Annotated in this window: 12 protein-coding genes; 7 read left to right on the top strand and 5 right to left on the bottom strand. The window is 66.5% G+C overall.

Annotated elements, in window-relative coordinates:
• Positions 1-6: 6 nt before the first annotated feature.
• A complete protein-coding gene (locus CSC78_RS07875) occupies positions 7-2,466 on the top strand; it encodes a prolyl oligopeptidase family serine peptidase (protein WP_162337359.1) in 2,460 nt (819 codons plus the stop codon).
• A gap of 67 nt (positions 2,467-2,533) precedes the next feature.
• Here the strand turns inward: CSC78_RS07875 and acnA are convergent, their stop codons facing one another.
• A complete protein-coding gene (acnA, locus tag CSC78_RS07870; RefSeq protein ID WP_162337358.1) occupies positions 2,534-5,299 on the bottom strand; it encodes an aconitate hydratase AcnA in 2,766 nt (921 codons plus the stop codon).
• Positions 5,300-5,512: 213 nt separating this feature from the next.
• On the opposite strand from acnA, the gene CSC78_RS07865 reads away from it, so the two are divergent.
• The 4 genes from CSC78_RS07865 to CSC78_RS07850 all read left to right on the top strand — a co-directional run bounded on the left by CSC78_RS07865 (position 5,513) and on the right by CSC78_RS07850 (position 10,058).
• Positions 5,513-5,719 carry an AbrB/MazE/SpoVT family DNA-binding domain-containing protein gene (locus CSC78_RS07865; RefSeq protein ID WP_162337357.1) on the top strand — a complete coding sequence of 69 codons (207 nt, stop codon included), beginning with the start codon at positions 5,513-5,515 and terminating at the stop codon, positions 5,717-5,719.
• On the top strand, positions 5,716-6,117 hold the full coding sequence (locus CSC78_RS07860; protein WP_162337356.1) for a type II toxin-antitoxin system VapC family toxin: 402 nt from the start codon (positions 5,716-5,718) through the stop codon (positions 6,115-6,117). Before CSC78_RS07865 ends, CSC78_RS07860 begins: the two co-directional genes overlap by 4 nt.
• Before the next feature lie 52 nt (positions 6,118-6,169).
• Positions 6,170-8,761, top strand: a complete 2,592-nt coding sequence (gene acnB / locus CSC78_RS07855; RefSeq protein WP_162337355.1) for a bifunctional aconitate hydratase 2/2-methylisocitrate dehydratase — start codon at positions 6,170-6,172, stop codon at positions 8,759-8,761.
• Between the two features lie 142 nt (positions 8,762-8,903).
• Positions 8,904-10,058, top strand: coding sequence for an acyltransferase family protein (locus tag CSC78_RS07850; protein WP_162337354.1), 1,155 nt, complete (start codon positions 8,904-8,906; stop codon positions 10,056-10,058).
• Between the two features lie 18 nt (positions 10,059-10,076).
• Here the strand turns inward: CSC78_RS07850 and hflD are convergent, their stop codons facing one another.
• From hflD to CSC78_RS07830, 4 genes are read right to left on the bottom strand one after another with little or no spacing between them, the layout of a single operon-like run.
• The gene (gene hflD / locus CSC78_RS07845) at positions 10,077-10,688 is read right to left on the bottom strand and encodes a high frequency lysogenization protein HflD (RefSeq protein ID WP_238391199.1); all 612 of its coding nucleotides are present in this window, start codon (positions 10,686-10,688) and stop codon (positions 10,077-10,079) included.
• A complete protein-coding gene (gene mnmA / locus CSC78_RS07840) occupies positions 10,685-11,803 on the bottom strand; it encodes a tRNA 2-thiouridine(34) synthase MnmA (RefSeq protein ID WP_162337352.1) in 1,119 nt (372 codons plus the stop codon). Before mnmA ends, hflD begins: the two co-directional genes overlap by 4 nt.
• Positions 11,800-12,261: an NUDIX hydrolase gene (locus CSC78_RS07835; RefSeq protein WP_162337351.1), complete on the bottom strand. Its 462-nt coding sequence runs from the start codon at positions 12,259-12,261 to the stop codon at positions 11,800-11,802. The genes mnmA and CSC78_RS07835 overlap by 4 nt, the downstream gene beginning before the upstream one ends.
• Positions 12,262-12,741, bottom strand: coding sequence for a hypothetical protein (locus tag CSC78_RS07830; protein WP_162337350.1), 480 nt, complete (start codon positions 12,739-12,741; stop codon positions 12,262-12,264). It lies immediately after the preceding gene.
• Positions 12,742-12,831: 90 nt separating this feature from the next.
• Between CSC78_RS07830 and clpS the strand changes: the two genes are divergently transcribed.
• Together clpS and clpA are read left to right on the top strand one after the other, a co-directional pair.
• On the top strand, positions 12,832-13,152 hold the full coding sequence (clpS, locus tag CSC78_RS07825; RefSeq protein ID WP_162337349.1) for an ATP-dependent Clp protease adapter ClpS: 321 nt from the start codon (positions 12,832-12,834) through the stop codon (positions 13,150-13,152).
• Between the two features lie 150 nt (positions 13,153-13,302).
• A complete protein-coding gene (gene clpA / locus CSC78_RS07820; protein ID WP_162337348.1) occupies positions 13,303-15,582 on the top strand; it encodes an ATP-dependent Clp protease ATP-binding subunit ClpA in 2,280 nt (759 codons plus the stop codon).
• The last annotated feature ends 10 nt before the right edge of the window (positions 15,583-15,592 follow it).

Below are 15,592 nucleotides of genomic sequence, written 5' to 3'. Positions count from 1 at the left end.
ACCTCCATGTCGATTCGCTGGACACTCCTGGCGTGCCTATGGCTGGCCGCCGGCACCGCCCTCGCGCAGGACGCGCTGCCTTACCAGACGCCGCCTGCGGAGATCCTGCAACTGGCGGACGTGCAGCGACCGCCCAGCGTGGTGACCGACAGCCGCAAGACGCGGCTGGTGCTGTTCTATCGCGATGCGTTCAAGTCGCTGGCGGAACTGTCCGACGAGGAGCTGCGGCTGGGTGGCCTGCGGGTCAATCCGCGCACCAACATCGCCAGCACGGCCACCTACTTCAACAACCTGCAGGTACAGGAGCTTGCGGGAAGCAGCCCGCTGCAGGTGACCGGCCTGCCGGCCGCGCCGCGCCTGGCCAACTTCGTCTGGTCGCCCGATGAAACGCGGCTCGCCTTCACCCACACCACGCGCACCGGCGTGGAAGTGTGGGTGCTGGAACTGGCCTCCGCGCGCGCCACGCGGCTTACCGAGGCGCGCGTGAATGGCAACGCCGGCAATCCGCTCACCTGGTTCCGCGACAACCAGGCGCTGCTGGTGCGCATGCTGCCCGCGCAACGTCCTGCGCTGGTCGACACCTCGCGCCAGGTGCCGACCGGCCCCACCGTGTCCGTCAGCGATGGCAGCAGGGCGCAGAACCGCACCTACCAGGACCTGCTGAAGAACCCGCAGGACGAAGCGAACTTCGCCGTGCTGGCGACATCCGAACTCCATCGCGTGCCGTTGAAGGGCCGTGCGACGCTGTGGCGCGGCGCCGGCATGTACACCGGCGAGTCGTTCTCGCCGGACGGTCGCTATGTATTGCTGCGGACGCTGAAGAAGCCGTTCTCGTATCTGGTGCCCTACAGCCGTTTCCCGTTCAGCGCCGACGTCGTGGAGACCACCGGAAAGCCGGTCGTGACGGTCGTCGACGCGCCGCTCGCCGAGAACCTGCCGAAAGGCTTCATGGCCGTGCGCGCGGGTCGGCGCGATATCGAATGGCGCGCGGACCAGCCGGCGACGCTGGTGTGGGTGGAGGCGCTGGACAAGGGCGACCCGTCGGTGGACGTGCCGTTCCGTGACGAAGCCTACGCCTGGGAAGCGCCGTTCACCGCGGCGCCGCGCACGATCTTCAAGACCATCGATCGCGTGCAGGGCGTGCTGTGGGGCGATGATCGCCATGCCATCGTCACCGACTACTGGTGGAACACGCGCAACACGCGCACCTACCTGTTCGATCCATCGCAAGCCGGTGAGCCGCTGCGCGAACTCGCCAGCCGCAACTACCAGGACCAGTACAGCGATCCGGGTGAGTTCGAGACCCGTCGCAACGCGGCGGGCCAGCGCGTGCTGGCGCTGGACGACGGCCAGGCGCACCTGATCGGCGACGGCTTCACCCCGGAGGGCCAGTTCCCCTTCATCGACCGCATGGATCTGGCGACCGGCAGGAAGGAGCGCGTGTATACCTCGCGCCTGACCGGGCAGAAGGAAGCGATCCAGGCCCTGCTGGATCCGGAGGCGGGCACCGTGCTTGTGCGGCTGGAGTCGCCGACCGAATTCCCGAACTACTACATCCGCCATCTCAAGCAGCGCATCGCGCCGGTACCGGTGACGCGCTTCGGGAATCCGTTCAAGGGCCTGCAGGGCGTGCACAAGGAAGTCCTGACCTATACGCGTGCCGACGGCCTGCCGCTGACCGGCACGCTTTATCTGCCGGCGGGCTACGACCACACGACGAAGTCGCAGAAACTGCCGCTGGTGATGTGGGCCTATCCGGCCGAGTACAAGGACCGCGACAGCGCGGGCCAGAACACCACGAACCCGAACGAGTTCATCTTCCCGAGCTACGGTTCGCCGATCTACTGGGTGACACGCGGCTACGCGGTACTCGACGACGCCGCGTTCCCGATCGTCGGCGAGGGCAAGGAGGAGCCGAACGACTCCTTCGTCACCCAACTGGTGGCGAACGCGAAGGCGGCGATCGATGCCGTGGATGCGCTGGGCTACATCGACCGCACGCGCGTGGCGGTGGGCGGGCACTCCTACGGTGCCTTCATGACCGCGAACCTGCTGACGCACTCGGACCTGTTCGCCGCCGGTATCGCGCGCAGCGGCGCCTACAACCGTACGCTGACGCCGTTCGGCTTCCAGCAGGAAGAGCGCAACTACTGGGAGGCGCCAGAGGTGTACAACGGCATGTCGCCCTTCATGCACGTGGACAAGATGAAGACGCCCCTGCTGCTCGTGCACGGTGAAGCGGACAACAACTCCGGCACGTTCACGATGCAGAGCGAGCGCTACTTCAATGCGCTGAAGGGCTTTGGCGCGCCGACGCGGCTGGTGCTGCTGCCGAAGGAAAGCCACGGCTATGCAGCGAAGGAATCGATCCTGCATCTGCTGTGGGAGCAGGACCAGTGGCTGGAACGCTACGTCAAGCACAAGGGGCAGGGCGGCGGATCCGCACCCGCCACAGCGGATCGATGAGCGTGCGTTGTTGAAGAAGAAGGCCGCCCTCGGGCGGCCTTCTTCTTTGCATTCCGCTCTCCGCTTCTCAGGCGGTCTTGCGTGCAGCCAGCTGGCGGAGCACGTAGTGCAGCAGGCCGCCGTGGCGGAAGTAGTCGACTTCCTTCGGCGTCAGCATGAGCACCTTGACCTGGAACTCGACGGTCTTGCCGTCGGCCTTGCGCGCCGTGACCTTGGCGACTTTCGAGGCGCCGTCCTGCAACCCGGTGACATCGAAAACCTCCGAGCCGTCGAGGCCCAGCGACTGCGCGTTGTCCCCGTCGTTGAACTGCAGCGGCAGCACACCCATGCCGACCAGGTTGGAGCGGTGGATGCGCTCGAAGCTTTCCGCGATCACCGCCTTCACGCCCAGCAGGTTGGTGCCCTTGGCTGCCCAGTCGCGCGATGAGCCGGTGCCGTACTCCTTGCCGGCAATGACGACCAGCGGCACGCCCTCGGCCTGGTACTTCATCGAGGCGTCGTAGATGGACATCTTCTCCGGCGGCGTGCTGCCGAAGTAGAGCGTGTTGCCGCCTTCCTCGCCGCCGAACATCAGGTTCTTGATGCGGATGTTGGCAAAGGTACCGCGCACCATCACGTCGTCGTTGCCGCGGCGGCTGCCGTAGCTGTTGAAGTCCGCAGGCTGCACACCGCGCGAGATCAGGAAGCGACCCGCGGGCGAGTCCTTCTTGATGTTGCCGGCCGGCGAGATGTGGTCGGTCGTGATCGAATCGCTGAACAGGCCGAGCACGCGCGCACCGTGGACGTCGTCGATGCTGCCGACCTCCATCGACATGCCGTCGAAGTAGGGCGGGTTCTTGATGTAGGTCGAGTCGCCATCCCAGGCGTACAGGTCGCCATCGGGCGAGGCGATGGTGTTCCAGCGCGAATCGCCCTTGAACACGTCGGCATAGTTCTTGGCGAACATCTCCGGCCCCACCGTGCGGGCGATGAAGTCGCCGATCTCCTTGTTGGTCGGCCAGATGTCTTTCAGGAAGACAGGCTTGCCATCGCTGCCGGTGCCCAGCGGTTCGGTGGTCAGGTCGATGTCGGTGGTGCCGGCGATGGCATAGGCCACCACCAAGGGCGGGCTGGCCAGGTAGTTCATCTTCACTTCGGGATGCACGCGGCCCTCGAAGTTGCGGTTGCCGGACAGCACGGATGCCGCGACCAGATCGTCGGCCGCGATCGCCGCCGACACGTCGTCCGGCAGCGGGCCGGAGTTCCCGATACAGGTGGTGCAGCCGTAGCCGACCACGTAGAAGCCGAGCTTCTCCAGGTCGTCGAGCACGCCGGCCTTTTCGAGGTAATCGGTCACCACGCGCGAGCCCGGGCCGAGCGAGGTCTTCACCCACGGCTGCGCCTTCAGCCCTTTGGCGACCGCATTGCGGGCGAGCAGACCGGCGCCCAGCATGACGGCCGGGTTCGAGGTGTTGGTGCATGAGGTGATGGCGGCGATCACCACGTCGCCGTCGCGCAGTTTCTTGGTGCCGCTATCGGGTGCGGATTCGCGAGAGGCTTCCTGTGCGCCGACGGCCGTACCCCCGCCGCCTTCGTTCTTCAGGCGGTCTTCCTGTACCAGATCGATGCGCTTGCGGCGCGCATCGGCGAACGGCACCAGGTTGTCGCGGAAGTTCTGCTTCACATCCTGCAGCAGCACGCGGTCCTGCGGGCGCTTGGGGCCGGCCAGCGACGGCTTCACGTCGCCCATGTCCAGGTGCAGCGTGGCGCTGTACTCGGCGTGCGGACTCTCGGGCGTGTGCCAGAGGCCCTGTGCCTTCGCGTAGGCCTCGACCAGCGCGATCTGTTCCTCGCTGCGGCCGGACAGTCGCAGGTAGTTCAACGATTCGTGGTCGATCGGGAAGATGCCGCAGGTCGCGCCGTACTCCGGCGCCATGTTGCCGATGGTGGCGCGGTCGGCCAGCGGCAGGTGCTGCAGGCCGTCGCCGTAGAACTCGACGAACTTGCCCACCACGCCCAGCTTGCGCAGCATCTGGGTGACCGTCAGCACCAGGTCGGTGGCGGTGGCGCCTTCCGGCAGCTTGCCGGTCAGCTTGAAGCCGACCACCTGCGGAATCAGCATCGACGACGGCTGGCCCAGCATCGCGGCCTCGGCCTCGATGCCGCCCACGCCCCAGCCCAGCACACCGATGCCGTTGATCATCGTGGTGTGGCTGTCGGTACCGAACACGGTGTCGGGGTAGGCGATGGCCTGCCCGTCCTTCTCGCCGGTCATCACCACGCGGGCAAGGTTTTCCAGGTTCACCTGGTGGACGATGCCGGTGTTCGGCGGCACCACCTTGAAGTTGTCGAACGCCTTCTGGCCCCAGCGCAGGAAGCCGTAGCGTTCCTTGTTGCGGTCGAATTCGATCTTGCCGTTGAGGTCCAGCGCATCGGGGCTGCCGAACACGTCCACCTGCACCGAGTGGTCGATCACCAGCTCCGACGGGATCAGCGGGTTGATCTGGTCCGGGCTGCCGCCCAGCTTGACCACGGCGTCGCGCATCGCGGCCAGGTCGACCACGCAGGGCACGCCGGTGAAGTCCTGCAGCACCACGCGCGCCGGCATGAACGCGATCTCGGTATCCGGCTCCTTGGCCGCTTCCCAATTGGCGACGGCCTGGATGTGCTCCGGCAGGACCGTCACGCCGTCCTCGCAGCGCAGCAGGTTCTCCAGCAGGATCTTCATGGAGTAGGGCAGGCGGGCGAAGCCCCCCTTCGGATCCAGCCGTTCGGCCAGGACCGGCAGGCTGTAGTAGGTGTAGGACGTGCCGTTGATGTCCAGGGAACGGCGGGTGGCGAAGGAATCACTCATCGCGGAGGCTCCTGTAGCTGGGGGAAGGGGCAGGGCACGAGCATAAGCGGCCGGCGCTGCGTGTCTTGTCGAGGCTTGCCCGGATTATCCGTCATGAGTGAGACGGCGGTGATCCGACCAAAGGGGCAGGCAACCCGCACGATGGTAGGCCTCTAAGTTGGGGTATGCCAAGTAAAGTATGTATAATTCCTCCATACTCAAGAGGGCCCGCTGATGGAAGCCACCGTTGCCGAGCGCGGCCAGATCACCCTGCCGAAGGCCGTGCGCGATGCGCTGGGCCTGACCAAGGGCAGCGTACTGAAGGTCGAACTGGAAGGTAGCCGCATCGTGTTGCGGAAGAGCGTCGACGACGCGATTTCGCGCGTGCGCGGCAAGTTCGCCCTTGATGCCGACGGCACGCCGGGCGCCACGAACGAATGATCGCCGTCGACGCTCCCGTCCTGATCGAGTTGCTGACCGATGGCGCGCGCGCCGATGCGGTCGAAGCCGGGCTGCGCCAGAGCCTGGGCAGTGGCCGCGTGGTCGTCTGCGATGCCGCGCTGGCGCAGTTGTGCGCCTCCCTGCGCAACGGCGCCGACGCCTTGGCCGCATTGGAAGAGATGGGCGTCCACTTCAGCGCCGTCGAGGCCAAGTCCGCGCTGCGTGCGGGCGAGATGCAACGCCGGCATCGCCAGCGCGACGGCGAGGCGCGACCGATCTCCGATTTCCTGGTCGGCGCGCACGCGCTGCTGCAGTGCGATGGCCTGATCACCTTCGACACCGCCTTCCACCGCGATTATTTCAAGGGCCTGAAGCTGATCGTGCCCGCGAACGAATAAGCATCACCCCGTTTTCCCATTCCACCGCACCACCGAACGACCGGAGCCACCCATGTTGGAAGCCTATCGCCACCACGTAGCCGAGCGCGCCGCGCTGGGCATCCCGCCGCTGCCGCTGTCGGCCCAGCAGACGGCCGAGGTCATCGAGCTGCTGAAGAACCCGCCGGCCGGCGAAGAGGCCTTCCTGGTCGACCTGATCACGAACCGGGTCCCCGCCGGCGTGGACGATGCCGCCAAGGTCAAGGCGTCGTACCTGGCCGCCGTCGCCTTCGGCACCGAGAAGACCCCGCTGATCACCGCACAGCGCGCGACCGAACTGCTGGGCACCATGCTGGGCGGCTACAACATCCATCCGCTGATCGAACTGCTGGACAACGCCGACCTGGGCGCGACCGCCGCCGAAGGCCTGAAGCACACGCTGCTGATGTTCGACAGCTTCCACGACGTGCAGGAAAAGGCCGAGGCGGGCAACGCCCACGCACAGGCCGTGCTGCAGAGCTGGGCCGACGCCGAGTGGTTCACCAGCAAGCCGGAAGTACCCCAGAGCCTGACCATCACCGTGTTCAAGGTGCCGGGCGAAACCAATACCGACGACCTGTCGCCGGCGCCCGACGCCACCACGCGTCCGGACATCCCGATGCACGCGCTGGCGATGCTGAAGAACAAGCGCCCCGACGCACCGTTCCTGCCGGAAGAAGACGGCAAGCGCGGCCCGATCCAGGAAATCCTGTCGCTCAAGGACAAGGGCCACCTGGTCGCCTATGTCGGCGACGTGGTCGGTACCGGTTCCTCGCGCAAGTCGGCGACCAACAGCGTGCTGTGGTTCACCGGCGAGGACATCCCGTTCATCCCGAACAAGCGCTTCGGCGGTGTCTGCCTGGGCAGCAAGATCGCCCCGATCTTCTACAACACGATGGAAGACGCCGGCGCGCTGCCGATCGAACTCGACGTGTCGCAGATGAACCACGGCGACGTGGTCGAACTGCGCCCGTACGACGGCAAGGCGCTGAAGGACGGGCAGGTGATCGCCGAGTTCCAGGTGAAGTCCGACGTGCTGTTCGACGAAGTGCGCGCCGGTGGCCGCATTCCGCTGATCATCGGCCGCGGCCTGACCGCGAAGGCGCGCGAAGCGCTGAAGCTGCCGGCGACGGACCTGTTCCGCCAGCCGCAGCAGCCGGTCGACAGCGGCAAGGGCTTCTCGCTGGCGCAGAAGATGGTCGGCCGCGCCTGTGGCCTGCCGGAAGGTCAGGGCGTGCGTCCGGGCACCTACTGCGAACCGAAGATGACCTCGGTGGGCTCGCAGGACACCACCGGCCCGATGACCCGCGACGAGCTGAAGGACCTGGCCTGCCTGGGTTTCTCCGCCGATCTGGTGATGCAGTCCTTCTGCCACACCGCGGCCTATCCGAAGCCGGTCGACGTGAAGACGCACCACACGCTGCCGGAGTTCATCTCCACCCGCGGCGGCATTTCGCTGCGTCCGGGCGACGGCGTGATCCACAGCTGGCTCAACCGCATGCTGCTGCCCGACACCGTCGGTACCGGCGGCGACTCCCACACCCGCTTCCCGGTGGGCATCTCGTTCCCGGCCGGCTCGGGCCTGGTCGCCTTCGCCGCGGCCACGGGCGTGATGCCGCTGGACATGCCGGAATCCGTGCTGGTGCGCTTCAAGGGCGAGCTGCAGCCGGGCGTGACGCTGCGCGACCTGGTCAACGCGATTCCGTACTACGCGCTCAAGTCCGGCCTGCTGACCGTGGCCAAGGCGTGCAAGAAGAACATCTTCTCCGGCCGCATCCTCGAGATCGAAGGCCTGCCGGACCTGAAGGTGGAGCAGGCGTTCGAGCTGTCCGACGCCTCGGCCGAACGCTCGGCCGCCGGTTGCACGGTGCGCCTGAACAAGGAGCCGATCATCGAGTACCTGACCAGCAACATCACGCTGCTGAAGTGGATGATCGCCGAAGGCTATGCCGACGCCCGTTCGCTGGCCCGCCGCATCGCCAAGATGGAAGCCTGGCTGGCCGACCCGCAGTTGCTGGAGCCGGATGCCGACGCCGAGTACGCCGCGATCATCGACATCGACCTGGCCGACGTGCACGAGCCGCTGCTGGCCTGCCCGAATGATCCGGACGACGTGAAGACGCTGTCGGACGTCGCCGGAACGGTGATCGACGAAGTGTTCATCGGTTCGTGCATGACCAACATCGGCCACTTCCGTGCCGCCGCCAAGCTGCTGGAAGGCAAGCGCGACATCCCGACCCGCCTGTGGGTCGCGCCGCCGACCAAGATGGACGCCTCGGAGCTGACCAAGGAAGGCGTCTACGGCACGTTCGGCACCGCCGGCGCGCGCATGGAAATGCCGGGCTGCTCGCTGTGCATGGGCAACCAGGCGCAGGTGCGCGAGGGCGCGACGGTGTTCTCCACCTCGACCCGCAACTTCCCGAACCGCCTGGGCCGCAACTCCAACGTGTTCCTGGGCTCGGCGGAACTGGCCGCGATCTGCTCGCGCCTGGGCAAGATCCCGACCAAGGCCGAGTACATGGCCGACATCGGCGTGATCAACGAGAAGGGCGCCGAGATCTACCGCTACATGAACTTCGACCAGATCGAGGAGTACCAGGACGTGGCGAAGACCGTCGCGGCCTGACCCCGAGGTGCACCAGCAACGACGAGCCCGGCATTGCCGGGCTCGTCTGCGTTTGGGGGCCGGCCGCGGTCCGGCGCGATCCGCTTGTCCTTTTCAGAACTCAATTTACGTGACCTGAGGCAGGGGAACCTCAGGGGAAAAGATGGGCACCGCACCAGGTCCTGCACCACAGGGCAGGTATTACATTGCGCTGGACGGCGCGCGCGGGATCTTCTTCCTGTGCATCCTGTCGCTGCATGTGCTGGAGGTCTGGAATCATCTTCCGCTGCCTTCCGTCCTCGGGCTGGCCTATGCGGGCCTGCAGTGGTCGTGGATGGCCGTGGACATGTTCTTCATCCTGTCCGGCTTCCTGATCACCGGCATCCTGCTGCAGATGCGCGGTATCCGTTATGCCACGCGCACGTTCTATTTTCGCCGGTCGTTGCGGATTTTCCCGCCTTACTACCTGGTGCTGGCGCTGCTCGCGGTGTGGTGGGTGTGGGAAGCCGGCAGCATCAGGGCCATGACGGAAAAATCGCACCTGTCGTTCTGGGTGTACCTGCAGAACTTCTACGTTGCACGGAACGGGTGGGGCGACTTCCGCCCCGTCACGCACCTCTGGTCGCTTGCGGTCGAGGAGCAGTTCTACCTGCTGTGGCCCCTGCTGGTGTTGATGCTGCCGGTCCGGCGACTGTGGTGGATCCTGATCGGCCTGTTTTTCCTGGCCATCCTGCTGCGCGTGACAATGGTGCTGACCGGTTTCTCGGGCGTCGCCATCTACGTACTGCTGTTCACGCGTCTGGACGACCTGGCGGCCGGCTCGCTGCTGGCGCTGATCGCCAGTTCGGCGGCAGGCCGGGAGGTGCTGGCGCGCTGGGCGTACCGCCTCATGCTGGCAGGTCTCGCGGGCGTCGCAGTGATCTGGGCCGTGCGTGGGAAGTACTGGCTGCTCGACCCGGTGGTGCAGATGTTCGGCTACACCGCGAACATCGTGTTCGGCGCGGGCCTGCTGTCGCTGCTGGCATTCCGCGACAACGGACCGATCGTGCGGGCGCTCTTCGTCAACCCGGTGATGCGGTGGCTGGGCGCGCGCAGCTACGCGGCGTATCTGCTCCATTTCCCGATCGCCATCGGGACCCAGCGCGTATTGGAAGCGCACGGCTCAGACCCCTTGGACGGCATCCTGTCCACGTGGGTCATCACGGCCGTATTGACCATGGTGCTGGCCGAGCTCAGCTGGCGCTACTGGGAGACGCCCTGGCTTTCGCTGCGGCATCGGTACCAGCCCGGAAAAGCACGAGCGCCGTCCGCGGGATGATGCGGCGGCGTCACCGGCCTAGTCCAGCCAGCCGTCCACGGCCTCGAGCATCTGCCGCCTGCTGAAGACGAAGTCCCACATCGTGCCGCCCATCTGGCGCCACAGGACCGCCGAGCGCACGGCGGCGAGCAGGATCGCGCGGATTTCCGCGACCACCCCCGGCTGCCCGAGGTAGTGGGGGTTGCCCTGGACCATCACGCGCGGGCGCAGGTGGCTGATCGTGTCGGCGTACAGGCCACCCAGTGCCGACACGACATCGGGATGCGTACTGCCTTGTTGCTCGGCACGCGGCGCGATCTCGGTCAACCCGCGGGTGACCGCATGCACGGTGTTCTCTTCGCGCACGAAGCGGCGCTCGAGTTGCAGCACGGCCATCGCCAGCCGCGACAGGCCGCCGTCCTGGGCTTCCTTCGCAAGATAGCCTCGCAACACGCGCAGGCCGGGAGCGACATCGCCCACGCGACCGTACACGGCCAAGGGCGTGGCCGCGTCGATGCGGAACACGCTGTCCAGCGATGCCTGCACGGCCGCGCCTTCGGACTGGCCGGTCTCCGCGATGCGGCGGACCTGGTGGAGGGCCTGCGCCAGCCCGGCGAGGGCCAGCACGCGGTCGGAATATCGGTTGCTCAAGCTGCTTGCTCCGCGAGTTTCAGTTCGAGGGGGGCGTTCGTCCGCGCGATGACGGCGCCCCCCAGGCATTCGTCGCCAGCGTAGAGGACCAGCGACTGTCCTGGCGTGACGGCGCGCTGGGGGTGCGGGAACTGCACGGACACCGTGCCGTCGTCGAGGACATGCACCTCGCACGCCTCATCGGGCTGGCGGTAGCGCGTCTGCGCCGTGCAGGTGAAGCGTGCGGCGGGCGGGTCGCCGGCGATCCAGTGGGCGCTTTCGGTCCGCAGTTGCGTCGACATCAGATGGGGACTCTGCGTGTCCTGGTCGACGTACAGCACGTTGCCCGCCACGTCCTTGCCCACGACGTACCACGGCGCCTGCGGACGCCCGCGCACACCGCCGATCTGCAGGCCTTCGCGCTGGCCCAGGGTGAAATAGAACACGCCGGGATGCTCGCCGATCACCTGGCCAGACGGGTCGCGCATCTCGCCTTTCTTCGCCGGCAGGTAACGCCCGAGGAACTCGCGGAAGTCGCGCTCGCCGATGAAGCAGATGCCGGTGGAATCCTTCTTGTCGTGCGTCTGCAGCCCGGCCTCGCGCGCGATGCGCCGCAGCGCGGTCTTCTGCAGTTCGCCGATCGGGAACAGGGTGGCCGACAACTGCGCCTGTCCCAGCTGGTGCAGGAAATAGCTCTGGTCCTTGCCGCGGTCCACGCCGCGCAGCAGGCGCCACCGGCCGTCGTGCCGGTCGACACGCGCGTAATGGCCGGTGGCGATCTTCTCGGCACCCAGTTCACGGGCAGCATCGAGGAAGTGCTTGAACTTCACTTCACGGTTGCACAGTACATCGGGGTTGGGCGTGCGGCCGGCGGCGTACTCCGCAAGGAAGTGCTCGAACACGCCCTGCCAGTACTCGCTGGAGAAGTCGCGGAAGTGGAACGGGATGCCGAGGCGACCGCAGACTGCGACGGCATCGCGGCGGTCGTCCTCGGCGCGGCAGTCGCCGCTGCCGTCATCGGCCCAGTTCTGCATGAAGAGGCCCGCGACCGGCTCGCCCTGCTGCACCAGCTGCAGGGCGGCGACGGACGAATCCACACCCCCGGAGACGCCGACGATGACGCGTGGCGCACTCATCCGATCTGCTGCAGCGTCGACAGCGGCAGGCGGCGCCCGGACAGATAGTCCTGCACGACCTGCCATACCAGCGGGCTGCGATGGCGTCCGGACTGCGCCTGCAGTTCTGCCGGCGTCAACCACAGCGCCTGCACGATGCCATCGTCGAGCGGGCGCTCCGGCAGGTGGCGTACCGGTTCGGCGGCGAAGGCGAAACGCAGGTAATGGCGACCGGTCTCGGCCTTCCACTGGTAGGCGCCGATGAAGGCGGTGAGCGCGACCTCCCAGCCGGTTTCCTCCAGCGTCTCGCGCAGGGCGGCCTCCAGCAGGCTTTCGTCCGGCTCCAGGTGTCCGGCGGGCTGGTTGAAGACCAGGCGACCCTGCGCACGCTCCTCCACCATCAGCAATCTGCCGTCACGCACCACGACCGTGGCCACGGTGACGTCAGGCTGCCAGAAGCGTCCCTCGCGGTAGCTCACTTACAGCTCGTCCTTGTCGCCGGAGAGTTCGATCTCCTTGTTGTCCGCGGTTTCCGACGCGATATCCATCGCGGCTTCCAGCGCGGCGGCGTCGACGCTGTCCGGCAGCTTGATGACGAAATAGAGGACGTCGCCCGACATCTCCCAGGCACCGATCTTCTTGCTACGGCTGTCAGCGAGCAGCGCCAGCGCCTTGGCGCCGTCGATCTGGTCGGCGGCGACGCGGCCGGCGGGCGAGAAGACTTCGCGAACCGTGATGCCGTTGACCTGTTCGGTGCGGCCGGACACGAAGACCAGCTGGGTACGGTTCTCCTGCTGGTACGAATAGGTGACCTTGTAGTCGCCGTCCCCGTCCACCTCGAACTGCACGCCGCGGGCCTGCAGGCGCGCCTCCACCGACGCATCGGCGGCGAATGCCGGGAAGGCGAGGGCGGCGGCGCACAGGAGGGCGGGAGACAGTCGGGGGAGGATCGGCTTCATGATCGGCTCTTGGGTTCGGAGCGTGCATTGTGGCGGGGGTCACGCATGGCGTCCATGCGGGCGAGGGCGGCTGGCGCCTATAATTACGGCATGTCACGCAAGAACGAAAACGAACGCGACCACGGCCTGATGGTGGAGACCAGCCGGCCCGAGGTCGCGCCGCCGCCCCTGTACCAGGTCCTGCTGCTCAACGACGATTACACCCCGATGGATTTCGTGGTCACCGTCCTGCAGCAGTTCTTCACGATGGACCTCGAGAAGGCGACCCAGGTGATGCTGCATGTCCATACCCGCGGCCGCGGCGTCTGCGGCGTGTACAGCCGCGAGGTGGCCGAGTCCAAGGTGGCCCAGGTCAACGAGTTTTCACGTATGAACCAGCATCCCCTGCTGTGCACGATGGAGAAGTCCTGAGGGGCCGGCACGGGTACGCCGGACCGGTTACGGTGTGGGGGCGTCATCAGCTCGACGCAAGTCAACGATCCCTGAACACTGAAATCCGGTAGGGTGATGGAAAACCGCCCGCCAAGCCGCATATTGTCGGCATAGGCCCCGGAGGCAACCATGTTCAGCAAAGACCTCGAGCAGACCATCGGCCAGTGCTACAAGCGCGCCCGTGAAGCTCGGCACGAATTCATGACCGTCGAGCACCTGCTGCTCGCGCTCCTCGAAAACCCGTCGGCCCAGGCCGTCCTGAAAGCGACCGGCGCGGACGCCAATCGCCTGCGCGCCGACCTGGAGCAGGCGATCGAGGCCTCGGTGTCGCGCCTCGCGGAGGACGATGGCCGCGATACGCAGCCGACCCTCGGCTTCCAGCGCGTGCTGCAGCGCGCCGTCTACCACGTGCAGTCCTCGGGCAAGAAGGAAGTCACCGGCGCCAATGTGCTGGTCGCGATCTTCGGCGAGAAGGATTCGCACGCGGTGTATTTCCTCAACCAGCAGGACGTCACCCGCCTCGACATCGTCAACTACCTGTCCCACGGCATCGCCAAGCAGGGTGAAGAGAACGAAGCGGGTGGCCAGCCGGAAGGCGAGGGCAAGGCCGAGGGCGCCGAGGGCGAAGGCAAGGGCGATGCCCTGACCGAATTCGCCAGTAACCTGAACGACATGGCGCGCCAGGGCCGGATCGACCCGCTGGTGGGTCGTGGCGACGAGATCGAGCGGACCATCCAGGTCCTGTGCCGCCGCCGCAAGAACAATCCGCTCTACGTCGGCGAGGCCGGCGTGGGCAAGACCGCGCTGGCCGAGGGCCTGGCCAAGCGCATCGTCGAGGGCGAGGTGCCGGACGTGCTGCTGGACGCCGTCATCTACTCGCTGGACCTCGGCGCGCTGGTCGCCGGCACCAAGTACCGCGGCGACTTCGAGAAGCGCCTGAAGGGCGTGTTGGCGGCGATCAAGAAGATCCCCGGCGCCATCCTGTTCGTCGACGAGATCCACACCATCATCGGCGCCGGTTCGGCCAGTGGCGGCACGATGGATGCGTCCAACCTCATCAAGCCTGCGCTGGCCTCGGGCGAGCTGCGCTGCATCGGCTCGACCACGTTCCAGGAATACCGTGGCATTTTCGAGAAGGATCGCGCACTCGCTCGCCGGTTCCAGAAGATCGACATCGTCGAGCCGACAGTGGGCGAGACCTACGAGATCCTGCAGGGCCTGAAGCCCAAGTACGAGTCGCACCACGGTGTCACCTACGCCGACGACGCGTTGCAGGCGGCGGTGGACCTGTCGGTGAAGCACATCGGCGACCGCCTGCTGCCGGACAAGGCGATCGACGTCATCGACGAAGCGGGCGCGCGGCAGCGCCTGCTGCCCGAAGGCACCCGCAAGGAACTGATCGACGTCGAAGAGATCGAAACCATCGTCGCCAAGATGGCGCGCATCCCGGCCAAGCAGGTGTCCTCGTCCGACAAGGACGTGCTGCAGCACCTGGAGCGCAACCTGAAGATGGTCATCTTCGGGCAGGATCCCGCCATCGAGACGCTGGCGTCGTCGATCAAGCTGGCGCGCAGCGGCCTGGCCAATCCCGAAAAGCCGATCGGCAACTTCCTGTTCGCCGGCCCCACCGGCGTCGGCAAGACCGAGGTGACCAAGCAGCTGGCGCTGCAGCTGGGCATCGAGCTGGTGCGCTTCGACATGTCCGAGTACATGGAGCCGCATTCGGTCAGCCGCCTGATAGGCGCGCCTCCGGGCTATGTGGGCTTCGACCAGGGCGGCCTGCTGACCGAGAAGATCGTCAAGACGCCGCATTGCGTGTTGCTGCTGGACGAAGTGGAGAAGGCGCATCCCGACATCTTCAACATCCTGCTGCAGGTCATGGACCGCGGCGTGCTGACGGATACCAACGGACGCGAAGCGAACTTCAAGAACGTCATCCTGGTGATGACCACCAATGCCGGCGCCGCGCAGGCGTCGCGCCGCACCATCGGCTTCATGCAGCAGGACCATTCGACGGATGCGATGGAAGTGATCCGCCGCAGCTTCACGCCGGAGTTCCGCAACCGGCTGGATGCCATCGTGCAGTTCCAGGGCCTCGGCTTCGACCACATCCTGCGGGTGGTGGACAAGTTCGTCATCGAACTCGAAATGCTGTTGCAGGAGAAGCACGTCAGCCTGTCGGCCACGCCGGCGGCGCGGGACTGGCTGGCGCAGCACGGTTTCGATCCGTTGATGGGCGCGCGTCCGATGGCCCGCCTGATCCAGGACAAGGTCAAGCGCCCGCTGGCCGACGAACTGCTGTTCGGCAAGCTGGTCAACGGCGGTCGGGTCAGCATCGACGTGCGCGATGGCGAGCTGGTCGTCGACGCGCAGGCGGAGCCCGCGAAGCTGCTGCCTGCGACCGTTTGATACGAGAGAA

Origin of the sequence: Pseudoxanthomonas japonensis (assembly GCF_010093445.1) — a bacterium.
In the GTDB taxonomy this organism is placed as follows: domain Bacteria; phylum Pseudomonadota; class Gammaproteobacteria; order Xanthomonadales; family Xanthomonadaceae; genus Pseudoxanthomonas_A; species Pseudoxanthomonas_A japonensis.
Note: the sequence above shows the minus strand (reverse complement) of the source record. Positions and strands in the feature narration are given on the sequence as shown.

What these genes read in the sequence shown, in the direction of transcription:
- CSC78_RS07875 (WP_162337359.1), top strand. Translation starts at nt 7, where the DNA reads ATGTCGATTCGCTGGACACTCCTGGCGTGCCTATGGCTGGCCGCCGGC.
- acnA (WP_162337358.1), bottom strand. Translation starts at nt 5,299, where the DNA reads ATGAGTGATTCCTTCGCCACCCGCCGTTCCCTGGACATCAACGGCACG.
- CSC78_RS07865 (WP_162337357.1), top strand. Translation starts at nt 5,513, where the DNA reads ATGGAAGCCACCGTTGCCGAGCGCGGCCAGATCACCCTGCCGAAGGCC.
- CSC78_RS07860 (WP_162337356.1), top strand. Translation starts at nt 5,716, where the DNA reads ATGATCGCCGTCGACGCTCCCGTCCTGATCGAGTTGCTGACCGATGGC.
- acnB (WP_162337355.1), top strand. Translation starts at nt 6,170, where the DNA reads ATGTTGGAAGCCTATCGCCACCACGTAGCCGAGCGCGCCGCGCTGGGC.
- CSC78_RS07850 (WP_162337354.1), top strand. Translation starts at nt 8,904, where the DNA reads ATGGGCACCGCACCAGGTCCTGCACCACAGGGCAGGTATTACATTGCG.
- mnmA (WP_162337352.1), bottom strand. Translation starts at nt 11,803, where the DNA reads ATGAGTGCGCCACGCGTCATCGTCGGCGTCTCCGGGGGTGTGGATTCG.
- CSC78_RS07830 (WP_162337350.1), bottom strand. Translation starts at nt 12,741, where the DNA reads ATGAAGCCGATCCTCCCCCGACTGTCTCCCGCCCTCCTGTGCGCCGCC.
- clpS (WP_162337349.1), top strand. Translation starts at nt 12,832, where the DNA reads ATGTCACGCAAGAACGAAAACGAACGCGACCACGGCCTGATGGTGGAG.
- clpA (WP_162337348.1), top strand. Translation starts at nt 13,303, where the DNA reads ATGTTCAGCAAAGACCTCGAGCAGACCATCGGCCAGTGCTACAAGCGC.